General features: G+C 61.6%; 14 protein-coding genes. 3 read left to right on the plus strand and 11 right to left on the minus strand.

Annotated features, from left to right (window positions below):
• Window positions 1–32: 32 nt before the first annotated feature.
• On the plus strand, window positions 33–929 hold the full coding sequence (locus tag HT585_RS08235; protein WP_176352460.1) for a hypothetical protein: 897 nt from the start codon (window positions 33–35) through the stop codon (window positions 927–929).
• A gap of 164 nt (window positions 930–1093) precedes the next feature.
• Window positions 1094–1543: a VOC family protein gene (locus tag HT585_RS08240; protein WP_176352461.1), complete on the plus strand. Its 450-nt coding sequence runs from the start codon at window positions 1094–1096 to the stop codon at window positions 1541–1543.
• Window positions 1544–1908: 365 nt separating this feature from the next.
• Here the strand turns inward: HT585_RS08240 and ccoP are convergent, their stop codons facing one another.
• The 4 genes from ccoP to ccoN are packed head-to-tail and all read right to left on the minus strand — an operon-like array spanning window position 1909 to window position 5307.
• Window positions 1909–2772: a cytochrome-c oxidase, cbb3-type subunit III gene (ccoP, locus tag HT585_RS08245; protein WP_176352462.1), complete on the minus strand. Its 864-nt coding sequence runs from the start codon at window positions 2770–2772 to the stop codon at window positions 1909–1911.
• 2 nt (window positions 2773–2774) lie between these two features.
• Window positions 2775–2927, minus strand: a complete 153-nt coding sequence (locus HT585_RS08250; RefSeq protein WP_176352463.1) for a cbb3-type cytochrome c oxidase subunit 3 — start codon at window positions 2925–2927, stop codon at window positions 2775–2777.
• 12 nt (window positions 2928–2939) lie between these two features.
• Window positions 2940–3671: a cytochrome-c oxidase, cbb3-type subunit II gene (gene ccoO / locus HT585_RS08255; protein ID WP_176352464.1), complete on the minus strand. Its 732-nt coding sequence runs from the start codon at window positions 3669–3671 to the stop codon at window positions 2940–2942.
• 13 nt (window positions 3672–3684) lie between these two features.
• Entirely contained in the window at window positions 3685–5307 is a 1623-nt protein-coding gene (gene ccoN / locus HT585_RS08260; protein ID WP_176352465.1) for a cytochrome-c oxidase, cbb3-type subunit I, read from the minus strand.
• Window positions 5308–5496: 189 nt separating this feature from the next.
• Between ccoN and HT585_RS08265 the strand changes: the two genes are divergently transcribed.
• On the plus strand, window positions 5497–6021 hold the full coding sequence (locus tag HT585_RS08265) for a hemerythrin domain-containing protein (protein WP_176352466.1): 525 nt from the start codon (window positions 5497–5499) through the stop codon (window positions 6019–6021).
• Window positions 6022–6280: 259 nt separating this feature from the next.
• Here HT585_RS08265 and HT585_RS08270 read toward each other — a convergent pair whose 3' ends face one another.
• From HT585_RS08270 to HT585_RS08300, 7 genes are all read right to left on the minus strand, one after another.
• Entirely contained in the window at window positions 6281–6991 is a 711-nt protein-coding gene (locus HT585_RS08270; protein ID WP_176352467.1) for a PAS domain-containing protein, read from the minus strand.
• Window positions 6992–7331: 340 nt separating this feature from the next.
• Window positions 7332–8261 carry a lipid A biosynthesis lauroyl acyltransferase gene (locus HT585_RS08275; protein ID WP_176353234.1) on the minus strand — a complete coding sequence of 310 codons (930 nt, stop codon included), beginning with the start codon at window positions 8259–8261 and terminating at the stop codon, window positions 7332–7334.
• A gap of 11 nt (window positions 8262–8272) precedes the next feature.
• A complete protein-coding gene (locus tag HT585_RS08280) occupies window positions 8273–9301 on the minus strand; it encodes a zinc-binding dehydrogenase (protein WP_077503817.1) in 1029 nt (342 codons plus the stop codon).
• A gap of 159 nt (window positions 9302–9460) precedes the next feature.
• Window positions 9461–10744: a beta-ketoacyl-ACP synthase gene (locus HT585_RS08285; protein WP_176352468.1), complete on the minus strand. Its 1284-nt coding sequence runs from the start codon at window positions 10742–10744 to the stop codon at window positions 9461–9463.
• Between the two features lie 12 nt (window positions 10745–10756).
• Window positions 10757–11959, minus strand: coding sequence for a beta-ketoacyl-ACP synthase (locus tag HT585_RS08290; protein WP_176352469.1), 1203 nt, complete (start codon window positions 11957–11959; stop codon window positions 10757–10759).
• A gap of 2 nt (window positions 11960–11961) precedes the next feature.
• A complete protein-coding gene (locus HT585_RS08295) occupies window positions 11962–12447 on the minus strand; it encodes a 3-hydroxyacyl-ACP dehydratase FabZ family protein (RefSeq protein ID WP_173420260.1) in 486 nt (161 codons plus the stop codon).
• A gap of 116 nt (window positions 12448–12563) precedes the next feature.
• Window positions 12564–12848: an acyl carrier protein gene (locus tag HT585_RS08300; protein ID WP_115420040.1), complete on the minus strand. Its 285-nt coding sequence runs from the start codon at window positions 12846–12848 to the stop codon at window positions 12564–12566.
• Between the last annotated feature and the right edge of the window lie 23 nt (window positions 12849–12871).

Genomic DNA, 12871 nt, shown 5'->3' on the forward strand with positions numbered 1-12871 from the left:
CGAAGAAAGATCGCGGCAAAAGGTGCTGGGCAATGTCTTGCGAACACGATTTTCTGCGCAATTCCGTCATCATCGGCGCCCATCCCGACGACGAACTCCTTTGGTTCACCTCGATCCTGAAAAAGGTCGACGAAGTCATCATTCTCTATCGCGACATCTGGTCGGAGCCGCACATGGGCAACGCGCGCGTTGCCGCCATCAAGGCCTACCCGCGCGGCAATGTCCGCTTCCTCGAGATGGAAGAGACCGGCTCCTTCGATTGCGCCGACTGGGCGAGCCCGAAGCCCGGCCCCTATGGTATGGAGTTCGGCACCGAGGGGACCCGGCGCGAGGCAAAGCGGGTGGTGAAAAAGTCGCTGTCACAGTTCATGCCCGGCAGCTTCCGACATTCGACGCGACCGATTGCCCAGGCCTATCGCGACAACTACGAAACGCTCTACCGTACGCTGCTGCCGCTGCTAAAGCCCGAGATGAACGTCTTCACCCACAATCCCTGGGGCGAATATGGCCACGAGGATCATGTGCAGGTTTTTCGCGTGCTGGACCGCCTGCGCGACGAGATCGGTTTCAAGCTATGGATGTCGAACTATTGCACCGAGCGTTCGATGCCGCTCGCCATGCAGTATTTCAGCCGAAAGCCGGTCAACTACATCAGGCTGCCGGCCGACAAGGCCTTTGCCGAGGAGGTCGCTGCCGTCTATCGCGACAACGGCTGCTGGACCTGGCGCGACGACTGGATCTGGTTCGATGACGAATGTTTCATGGAAGCGCCGCGCAGCAAGCCCGAGGGCGGCGGCTTTCACCTGCTGCCGATGAACCTGTTCAACTTCGGCACCGTCGTGCGCCGGCCGGTCAACGCGCCGCTGCTTTTGGGTGCCGCCCTTTCGAGCGTTGTGGTCGGCGCCACCATCGCTGCAGCGCTGGAATGAGATAGGCCGCGTCCTTCGACGTGGCCACCAACATAAATGTGGAATCACTCAGGTTTCGCGGTTCCCGCATTCTTGATCGATGCCCCTGTTGGCCCGAAGGAGACGTCTTTCGGTGTTTCGACCTATGGAAATTGGCTGCCTTATAGCCAGGGATATCAACGATCATGAAGCTTGCTCACATCAACCTGGTAGCCCGAAATGCGAAAGCGCTCGCAGCGTTCTACACGAATGTCATGAAATGCGAATCCCTTCGTGCACCCAAGATATTGTCCGGGGAAAAAGTGTCCCGAGGCAATGGGATTTCGAACTCTGAGATATATACGATCTGGCTCACATTCCCCGGAATCGAAAGTCCTTTCCTGGAGATACATGAGCACAAGTTCACTCATGACCGGGCCCAGCCAAGGGTGAACGAGCCCGGCTTTGGTCACCTATCGTTCCAGATGGAAGATATCAGCGTCGTGATCGAGGAGATCATCCAAGCTGGCGGGGCGCAGATCGGCGAAATCACGGACTTTGGGACACCGGATAGGCCATTTCTTATCGCTTATGCACGCGATCCCGAGGGAAACGTCGTGGAGCTTGAGCAGATCTGTAATCGACCGAGATGCTGACGACCGCCTATGGCCCACAGTTGCCATCGGCGCTCCCTTGGAACGTTCGGCATAGGAAATGTCCCGACATCGGGTGTCAGAGCGGCATCGCGACAGGTGGCTCTGCGATACAGCATTTAGGCCGAAGGCCGCGTCGTTCGACGCGGCCTTCTCTTGTAGCTTGACGGTCTGCGCCGCCCCTCATCCACCTGCCGGCACTTTCTCCCCGCCTGCGGGGAGAAGGGAGCAAACCTGAACGGCAGCGCCATTCGTCAACGTCTAAGTTTGGCGAAAGTGTCGCTCCAGCAGTTCTCTCCCCGCTGGCGGGGAGAGATGTCCGGCAGGACAGTGAGGGGCGCCTCCAGCGAAACGACCGCCGTTGAGTCTTACTCGCCCCCACCCAGCGAATGCACGAACACCGCAAGCTGCTTGACCGTGGTGTCGCCGAGGCGCGGCAGCCAGGCGGGCATGACGCCGTGCTTGGGTGCCTTCATCTGGGCGATGATTGCCTGTTCGCTCGAGCCATTGAGCCACAGCGCATCGGCAAGATCGGGCGCACCGAACTCGCGGTTGCCCTTGGCATCCGCTCCGTGGCAGGAGGCGCAGTTGGCCTCGAACAGCGCCTTGCCCGGCTCGACCATTGCCGCATCCGAAGGCGTGCCAGTCAGGCTGACGACATAGGCTGCCGTCTGCTTGATTTCCTCGGGCTTCAGGATCTCGGTAAAGGACGGCATTTCGGAGACGCGTGTGTCGTCGTCGCCGGTATAGCGAATGCCATGCGCCACCGTCTGGTAGATCTCCTCAGGCTTGCCACCCCACAACCAGTCGTCGTCGTTGAGGTTGGGGAAGCCTGCCGAACCGGCAGCACCCGAACCGTGGCACTGGGCGCAATTGACCTTGAAGGCCGAGGCGCCGGCCGCAACCGCAAACTGGTGAAGTTGCGGGTCGGCGATGATCTGATCGAGCGAGCTTGCCGCAATCTTTTCCAGGTTGCCGGCCTGCGCCGCCTTGGCATCGGCAAGCTCGACGCTGAGTTCGGCACGGCTGGAGTAACCGAAGACGCCCTTGGTCGCATCGGTCAGAAGCGGCACCGCCGGATAGACGACCATATAGCCGATCGCCCAGACGATGGTGGCGTAGAAGGTATAGACCCACCAGCGCGGCATTGGGTTGTTGAGTTCGCGGATCCCGTCCCATTCGTGGCCGGTGGTCTCGACGCCGCTGATTTCGTCGACATGTTTTTCCGCCATTATCAGTCCTCCTTCAGGGGGATGGCTGCGGCATCTTCGGCGGCCTTCTTGGCGCCGGGCCGGAATATGAAGGCAACAACGCCGAGGAAGAAGAGCGTCATGGCAAGAAGCGCCCAGCTATCGGCGAACTGGCGCATGGCCGTATAGGTTTCCATGTGCGTATCTCCTCAGCGATAGCCGGTCGTGTCGTCATAGGTGGAGAAGTCGACGAGCGTGCCGAGCATCTGGAGATAGGCGACGAGCGCGTCCATCTCCGTCAGCTTCTGCGGGTCACCGTCGAAATCACCGAGCTTGGCCTTGGGGTAGCGTGCCTCGATGCCTGACGTGTCCGCATTCGGATCGGCCTGCGCCTTGATGTCGGCGGCGGCGTTCTCGACCATCTCGTCCGAATAGGGTACGCCGACGGCCCTGTTGGCCTTCAACTGGCCCGCGACGTTGCGCACATCGAGCGGCGTCGCCTTGAGGAAGGCGTAGCTCGGCATCACGGATTCCGGCACCACCGAGCGCGGCTCGATGAGGTGCTGCACGTGCCATTCGTTGGAGTAGCGGTCGCCGACACGGGCCAGATCCGGCCCAGTCCGCTTCGATCCCCACTGGAACGGATGGTCGTACATGGACTCCGCTGCCAGCGAGTAGTGACCGTAACGCTCCACCTCGTCGCGGAACGGACGGATCATCTGGCTGTGACAGACGTAGCAGCCTTCGCGAATGTAGATGTCGCGGCCGGCAAGCTCCAGCGGCGAATAGGGCCGCATGCCTTCAACCTTCTCGATGGTGTTTTCGAGATAGAACAGCGGCGCGATTTCAACGATGCCGCCGATCGAGACGACGAGAAGCGAGCCGACGAGCAGCAGCGTGGCGTTGCGTTCCAACAGGGCGTGTTTGTCGAGAATGGACATGGGTACTGCCCTCCTATTCGGCTGGCTTGAGCGCGGGCGTCGCACCGAAGATCGGAGCTTCGTCGCGCACGCGGCCAAGGATGGTCATTGTTACGTTGAAGGCCATGAGCAGAGCGCCGGCGAGGAACAGGGCACCGCCCAGAGCACGCAGCACGTAGTAGGGCAGCATGGCCGCCACCGATTCCGCGAAGGAATAGACGAGGAAACCCTGGTCGTCGTATTCGCGCCACATCAGGCCCTGCTGGATGCCGGCTACCCACATGACGGCCGCGTAGACGACGATGCCGAGCGTGGCGAGCCAGAAGTGCCAGTTGACCATGCGCACGCTATAGAGCCGTTCGCGGTTCCACAGCTTCGGTGTGAGATAGTAGATCGCGCCGAAGGTGATCAGGCCGTTCCAGCCAAGCGCACCCGAGTGCACGTGGCCGATCGTCCAGTCGGTGTAGTGGCTGAGCGAGTTCACCGTCTTGATCGACATCATCGGGCCTTCGAAGGTCGCCATGCCGTAGAACGCGACGGCCATTACCATCATGCGGATGATCGGGTCGGTGCGGATCTTGTCCCAGGCGCCCGAGAGCGTCATCAAGCCGTTGATCATGCCACCCCACGAAGGCATCCACAGCATGATGGAGAAGACCATGCCGAGCGTCTGTGCCCAGTCCGGCAGAGCCGTGTAGTGCAGGTGGTGCGGGCCGGCCCAGATGTACATGAAGATCAGCGACCAGAAGTGGATGATCGACAGCCGGTAGGAATAGACGGGGCGATTGGCCTGCTTCGGGATGAAGTAATACATCATGCCGAGGAAGCCGGCCGTCAGGAAGAAGCCGACGGCGTTATGCCCGTACCACCATTGCGTCAGCGCGTCCTGCACGCCGGCAAAGGCCGAGTAGCTCTTGGAGCCGAGGAACGATACCGGAACCGCCAGGTTGTTGACGATATGCAGCATCGCGATGGTGACGATGAAGGCCAGGTAGAACCAGTTCGCCACGTAGATATGCGGCTCCTTGCGCACCAGAAGCGTGCCGAGGAACACCGCAAGATAGGCAACCCAGACAATCGTCAGCCACAGGTCGACGTACCATTCCGGCTCCGCATACTCCTTCGACTGGGTGATGCCCAGCAGATAGCCGGTGGCGGCCATGACGATGAAAAGCTGATAGCCCCAGAACACGAACCAGGCGAGATTGCCACCGAACAGGCGGGCGCGGCTGGTGCGCTGGACGATGTAGAACGAGGTCGCGATCAGCGCGTTGCCGCCGAACGCGAAGATCACGGCCGAGGTGTGCAGCGGCCGCATGCGGCCGAAGTTGAACCAGGGCTCGATGTTGAGGTCCGGAAAGGCGAGTTGGAGCGCAACCACAACGCCCACGAGGAAGCCGACGACGCCCCAGAAGACAGTGGCGATGACGCCGTACTTCACCACATCGTCGGAATATTCCGACAGCGGTGCGGCCGCCTTGCCAGCGGATGCCGGGCTGAAATCGAGGCGCCGCAACATTACGATGGTGCCACCGAGCAGCACGAAGAACAGCACCCACATATGGGCCTCAAACTGCCGGTCCTGCGCAAATCCGGCGCCTAGAAGCGCCAGGAATGCGCCGACCCCCAGCAGGATCGTCTCGAAAGTGTATTTCATGGTTGGGTCCCCAACTTTATCCGATGCAGACGCGGGCACACACCTAGAGGTGGCATGGCAGCGCAGCTTGCCGGAACCTGTCAGAATCGGGGCGCCTCCACCTTGATTCAGATCAAGGCCGGCGGTGCCGACTTGCATCACCCTCAGGAAACAATGAGGGAGCGCCATAGGAGTTGGCGTCAGAACAGCATGAAGAGAACGAATGACAACGGCCGGATCAGGCCATGGACCGGTTTGCCGCCACGCCCTGCCCTTTCGGGCGAACCGCGGGCCTGGCTGGCGCGCGCGCATCAGGAGCAGCTTGCGCTCTGCAACAGCCTGGAAGAAATCGCCGACAGCCTGCCGGCCGAAATCGACCGACAGAAATGCGCCTACGCCGCCAAGATGCTGGAACCGCTGATCCGCGAGCTGCATTCCGGCGAAGAAAGTGCGGTGTTTCGCTGGGTCGAGCAGAACTGCGGCGACGACCCTGCGATATCAGCCACGCTCGCGCGGCTGAAATACGAGCACTGCGAGGACGAGTGCTTTGCCGAGGAACTGGCGGAGATGCTGGTGAAGCTCGGCGCAGCCGATAAGACCGTGAACGCGGAGACCGCAGGCTACATGCTGCGCGGCTTCTTCACAAATCTACGCAGGCACATCGGCTTCGAGCAGGAATGTCTTCGCACGCTGCTTCCGGCCAGTTCGGACGTCGCCCGCGCCGACATAAACTAAAGCATCTCGCGCAAAAGTGTTCCGCGGTTTTGCGATAACAACATGCGTGAAAACAAGAACGTAAAGCGCGCAAAGTGATTCAGAAAGATCGCGACGCGCTCTAAGGCGCCACAGCCCTGCGGCCTAATTCCCTGGGTCGAATGCGATCCGGGGACGAAATGATTCTAGACGTACAATGCGTCACAGCGCCCACGCGCCACGTTCGGCGCGCGGCGCCTCAGACGCCGCCGCCTTTTCGCAACCAGCCTGACGAATGTCCTCAGGCGGCAATAGCCCGGCGCCGGTCCGCGTGTTCCTGGATGACCAGGATGGCGCCGATGAGCTTGCCGCCGCTCGACATGCACGGTGTCAGCCGGCAGCGCACGACGACCGTCCGCGCATCAACGGTCTTGGCGAACGTGTAGTCGACCACCTCACCCGAAAAACAGCGATCCAGATAGTTCTTCACCCGCAGCTCGAAGCGCTGGATGCCGATGAATTCGACGATGTGCCGGCCGATGAGATCCATCGGACGGCTTTCGAGATGGTTGGCATTGAGCGGATTGGTATAGAGATACCGATAGTCCGGCGTGATGACCGCGATGCGGTCCGGAAAGCTGTCGAGGATCGCTTCGTTGAGCAACCCCTCGTCTGCCCGACCCTTGTTTGGCGCAGCAGGCGCGCGCTCCAGGCGCAGCTCGGCGGCGTTGACCGCGCCGGTGGCTGCGAAATAGCGATTGATCAGCGATTGCAGCAGCTGCGAATGGCGCAGCACGCAGGAAATGTCGTCGGCCTCGACGCGCAGAATATCGATCAAAAACTGGAACTGAAGGCGGGCATCCTCGACGCTCACGGCCTTCTCGTCATAGACCGACTTCAAAATCGGATCGAGTTCGCGATCCAGAAGTCCAATCAGATGCTCGTCTGCCGTACGTACAGCATACTGCAGCTGTGAATATTTGAACCAGAACAGCTCAATCAGTGCGTTCAATTCGAAACCCCAATTCCCCCACGGCCGAGGCCGCGCCGATGCACTTAAACGACAGGCTTTAATGGTGTAGACGCTGATCCAGGTTTTGACGCCTCCCTCACACCTTTCGCGAAAACTGCGCGACTTTGATCACCCAAAGCGCTTGCAGTCTGTCCCCCGCGACACAACGGTGAGTTTACACTCATTGCCGCGCCGTTCAACATCAGAAAGGATAGCTTGGCGCCTGCAAACGTTTTCAGAAACGCAAAGGCGACGTTTTCCGGCGTCAGAGGTAAAAAGACGACATGGAATCCAGCGTTGCATACCCACGAGCGCAACACTTCTTCGACTTCAAGGAGAATCAGTCCTTCAGATGGCGCTTGATGTGCCACCGATCATGGTACCACAACCACTGGCCGGGATATTCCCGGACCCAGCTCTCGACCTTGTCGTTGAGCACCTGTGCCGTTGCGTTGACGTCGACGGCGCCGTCGGCTTTGCGCGGGATGTCGATCGCCGGTTCCAGTTCCAGCCGGAAACGATTGCCGGGAAGCCGGATGCAGCGGGCGGGGTAAACCTCGCAGTTGAACTGGCGCACGAGCTTGGCCAGCAGCGGGTTGGTCTGCACGTCCTGCCCGAAGAACTTGGTCTTCAGCCCTTTGCGGAACTTCTGGTCGACGAGCACACCGACACCATTGCCGCGTTCAAGCTGGCGCGCGAGCGCAAAGGACGAGCCCGCATGCGACGGCACAAGATTGCCCATGCGCTGCTTGCGAAACTCGAACACCTTTTCGGCGACGTAAGGGTTGTTCGGCGGGCGGAAGAGCACCGTCACTTCGAGCCCGAAGGCAGAGCCTGCGACGGGCAGCATCTCGAAGTTGCCGCTGTGAGCGGTAAAGACGATGAAGGGGCGCGGATTGTCGCGCAATTCGAGGAACAGCGGAACACCCGAAACTTCGACACGGCCGGGCGTGGTCGCTTCGGGGTCGAAGTCGAATAGCCGGTCGAGGAAGACATATTCGGCCGCCATGCGGCCCATATTGCCCCAGCTCTCCATGGCGATCGCTTCGATCTCGGCTTCGCTCTTTTCGGGAAAGGCGTTGCGCAGATTGGTCAGCGTCAGCTTGTGCCGGCCGGTCTTGGGGCCGATGAAGCGCGCGACGCGATCCATGAACCGGATCGCGCCGTCGGCCGGAAACATTTTCAGGATCGTCAGAAGCAGAAAGACGAATTGCGCAATCAGCCACTGCCGGAAATGATCCGCCGCCAGAACCAGCCGTGTGATCAGCATGCGCACGTGGATCAATCCATCTTCAGGATGATCTTGCCGAAGATCTGGCGCGATTCCATCCGCTCCAGAGCCCGGTCGATCTCGTCGAAACCGACCTGCGTGTCGATGACCGGATGCACCAAGCCGCGCGCCATCTTCTGCATGGCGTTGGCCATGTTCTCCATGCGGCAGCCGAAGGAGCCGAGCAGCTTCAGCTGCTGCTGGAACAGCATCATCAGGTTCATGTCGGTCGACACGCCCGAGGTCGAGCCGCAGGTGACCAGGCGGCCTCCCCGCTTCATGCAGAGCATGGAGCCGGCCCAGGTGTCCTTGCCGACGTGTTCGAACACCACGTCGACGCCCTTCTTCTTGGTGAGCTTGCGCACGACGCCTTCGAAGCGGTCGGTGCGGTAGTTGATGACGTGATCGGCGCCAAGGGCCTTGGCCTTCTCGATCTTGTCGTCGGAGCCGACGGTGGTGATGACCGTGCAGCCGATCTTCTTGGCAAGCTGGATCGCCGCCGAGCCGATGCCGGAGCCGCCGGCATGGACGAGAATGGTTTCACCGGGCTCGAGCTTGGCATTGTCGAAGAGCATGTGCTCGACCGTACCGAAGGTCACCGGCGCAAGGGCTGCCGCAACAGCATCGATACCCGGAGGTGCCGGCACCAGCAGGCGGGCGGGAAGATTGATCTTCTCCTGCGCGAAGCCGTCGAGGTGGAAGCCGTGCACGCCGCCGACATGTTCGCAGAGGTTGTCGCGGCCTTCGCGGCACGGGCGGCAGAGGCCGCAGGTGCGCGCGCCATAGATCGACACGAGCTGGCCGGGCAAAACGCTCGAAACACCCGGGCCGATGGCGTCGACGACACCGGCTGCCTCGGCGCCGATGACGAGTGGCATCTTGCGCTTGGCAAAGGCCATGCCGCGCCAGCCCCAGACGTCGATGTGGTTAAGCGCGACCGCCTTGACCCGGAGCGTCACCTCGCCCGGGCCCGGCGCTTCCGGCTCGGGAATGTCGGTGATTTCGAGCTTGCGGTCATCGAGCAGTTGCAGGGCGCGCATGATCTTTCCTCTGCCTTGGGCGGCATCAATTCGTCTTGAAGGTTCCGCTGCCTGTTCCCTCAAACCGGATCCGGTTGAAGGAAACACCGTGCAGCAGGTCTAATGCATTGCAGCGTCCGCTGCGCGCCACACCCGGCGCGTAGCGCTGTCGCCGTCGGCTTAGGCCGGCTCGGCGGTCATGACAAGGCTGGCGTTCTGTCCGCCGAAGCCAAAGGAGTTGGACAGCACTGCCGAGACCTGCTGGCTGCGCTTCACGTTCGGCACGACGTCGAGCACGATCGCCGGGTCGGGGTTCTGGTAGTTGATCGTCGGCGGCAAGGTGCCCGTCAGCATCGTCTGGATCGAGAACACCGCTTCGACCGCACCGGCAGCCGTCAGCGTATGGCCGATCATCGACTTGTTCGACGAAACAGGGATCGACGGCAGATGTTCGCCGAAGACGGCCGACATCGACAGATATTCCATCTTATCGTTTTCCGGCGTCGAGGTGCCGTGGGCATTGATGTAGCCGATGCCCCCTTCGTCAATGCCGGCGTCGGCGAGCGCCGCGCGGATCGTCGCGATCGCCGGCCCGCCATCGGGCGACGAGCGCGTGCGGTGGAAGAGATCGGCCTTCTCGCCACAACCCTTCAGGATACCGTAGACGCGGGCGCCACGTGCGACGGCCGCGTCCAGCGATTCCAGCACCAGGGTTGCAGCACCCTCGGCAATGACGAAGCCGTCACGATCCTTGGTGAAGGGCTTGGACGCCTTTTCCGGCGGGTCGTTCTGGGTCGACAGCGCCGACAGAAGAGCAAAGCGGATGAGCGCTTCGGCGCTGACGGATCCGTCGGTCGCGACCGTCAGCGCGCGATCGGTGCGGCCCTGGCGAATGGCTTCGACGCCGAGCTGGATCGCCGTTGCACCAGAAGCACAGGCGGTCGACAGCGTCACCGGCAGGCCGCGGGTGCCGAACCGATCGGCAAGACGCTCGGAGATCGCGCCGAAGAGCACGGCTTCATGGAAGCCGGGATCGGCCTTCTCGCGCATGGCGGCAAGGAAGCGATTGTAGGCGTCGCCCGGCTGCGTGGACGGCGGCGACCGGTCGGCCAGTTCGAAGCGCGCGCTCCATTCCGGCTCGATTGGTGGAGCGGCGAGAAACAGCGGGCCGTTGAAATCGCCGGACAGGCCGGCCTGCGCCAGCGCCTCGAGCGTGGTCTCGCGGGCCATGGCATAGGAGCGCTCGACCGAATTGGCCACCGGCACCTCGATGAAGTCGACCATGCCGGAGATGCGGGTGTTGAGACCCTCCGTCGGGAAACGGGTGATCTTGCGGATGCCGGAGGCGCCGCCGGTCAGCGCCGACCAGTTGTCCTCGAGCCCCTGGCCGAGCGAGGTGATGACGCCCATGCCGGTGACGGCGACGATCGGACGACCGAGATGATCCTTGTAAGCATTGCTCATCAATCGTTCCTCTTATTCGGCCGAAAGGACCGCGACGCCTTCGCCGCGGGAGTGACCGATGGTGGTCACGACCGCCGACCGGGCGGCAGCCGTCATCGGCTTTTCGAAGCTTGCGTCGAAGGCCGGAACCTTGGCGCCGTGGCCGAGCGTGAGTGCTGCAAGCGCAAGGCCTGCCGGAAACTGTGCTTCGATGCTGTGGCCGACAAGACCGCCATAGGCGCGCACCGGCGCGTCGGCGAGCTTACCTTCCAGAAACGCCTTTTCGCTGGCGACGAGGTCATGGAAACCGGATGTGCCGGAGAAGACGACCGTCTGCGCCGGATCGAGCTTTTCCGCCGGCTTTGCTAGGTCCGCAAGGCGCGCTTCCAGCTTGCCGTCGACGCGGCTGCCGCGGTCGCTGCCGATCGCGTCGATCGTCGCATAGATGCGCGCGCCGCGCGCTTCGGCGTATTCGCGGGATTCCAGCACCAGGAAGGCGCCGACGGATCCGGGGATCATGCCGCCACCGTTTTCACGGCTGCGTGACCAGATCGGGTGCCAGTCGCCCGTTGCCTGCCCCTGGATCGCCTCGATCATCAGCATGATGTCGAGACGCTCGGCGGAAAACGCACCGCCGACCAGCGTGTGCGTCGACTGTCCGGCCTTGATGCGGAAGAAGGCCGTTTCGATTGCCGAAATGCCGGCTGCCTCTTCGCCCATGAAGGTGCGCGACGAACCCGTCACCTTGTGCACGATGGAAATGTTGCCGGCGAGAAGGTTGGAAAGCTGGGCCAGGAACAGCGTCGGGCGCAGTTCGGTCGTCAGCTTCTCGTTCAAGAGCTGCTCGCGGTCGTTGCGCTTCAGCGCCTCGTCGACGATCAGCGAATCGACGTTGATGTCGCGCTCGCCGCCACCGGCAGCAACGATCATGTCCATGCTGCCGCAAGCGTCGAGATTGTCCTTGAGACCGGCATCGTCAAGCGCCAGACCGGCGGCAAAGACGCCGAGGCGCTGCCAGTTTTCCATCTGTCGCTGGTCGCCGCGCTTGGCGATCTGCTGGGACCAGTCGATCTCCGGCAGCGGATGCACTGGATAGGGCTTGAACTTTTCCGTCTCGACGCGTGCAGCCGGCGTCTCGGTTGCGCTCAGAAGCGCAATATGCGGCTCGACGCCGACACCCAGGCTCGTGACGATACCGACACCGGTGATCACCACGTCGTTTGCGGATTTGCTCATCTTCACTTCTCCGAAGCGGCGTCTGCCGCAATCGCCGCCATCAGGCCCACCTCGACGGCGCGCTTGCGCACGATATCGCCGAGCGGCACCTGATCGAACGGCATCGTTCTGAGTTTCAACTGTGCGTCACAGACCTTCTTGCCCGCAGACGTGATCTTCGCCTTGGTGACCGCGAAGCCGGAACCGTCGTGCTCGAGGAAGGCTTCGATATCGAGTTCGGCCGAGGGTTCGACGAAGGTCCGCATCTTGGCGCCGTCGACCGACATCAGAAACGGCATTGCCGCGAAATTGGTCGAGGCCAGAACGAGAAATCCCGAAGCCTGCGCCATCGTCTCGATCAGAAGCACACCCGGCACCAGCGGATAGCCTGGGAAGTGGCCCTCGAATACCGGGCTCTTTTCGGGAACGACGGATCGCGCCGTCAGCCGGCCAGCCGAAAGATCGACCGTTTCGACACGATCGATCATCTGGAAGTATTCAAGGAGCATGGAGGCTCACCCCGTTTGGTTTCGGGCTCAAGTAAAAACGCCAATGCCGCCTGTCAAGCGCGAGGCGCGACCGGCGGCATTGGAAATCGATTGGAAAGGCTTGAACCTTGGCCCAATCAGGCCTTGGCAGCCCGCAGCTCGTCGATCTTGGAGCAGAGGTTCTTGAGAACGAAGTATTCTTCGGTCGAAACCTTGCCTTCGTTGACTTCCTGCGTCCACTGTTCCAGCGGAATCTTGATGCCGAATTCCTTGTCGATCGCAAAGACGATGTCGAGGAAGTCCAGGCTGTCGATGCCGAGATCGTCGATCGTGTGGCTTTCCGGCGTGATCGTCTCGCGATCGATCTCGCTCGTTTCCGCGATGATGTCGGCAACCTTGTCGAATGTAGCAGTCACGCGCATACCTCTTTATTATTTTATTCCGA

The sequence above is a fragment of the Ensifer oleiphilus genome, from assembly GCF_013371465.1.
Classification (GTDB): Bacteria; Pseudomonadota; Alphaproteobacteria; order Rhizobiales; family Rhizobiaceae; genus Ensifer; species Ensifer oleiphilus.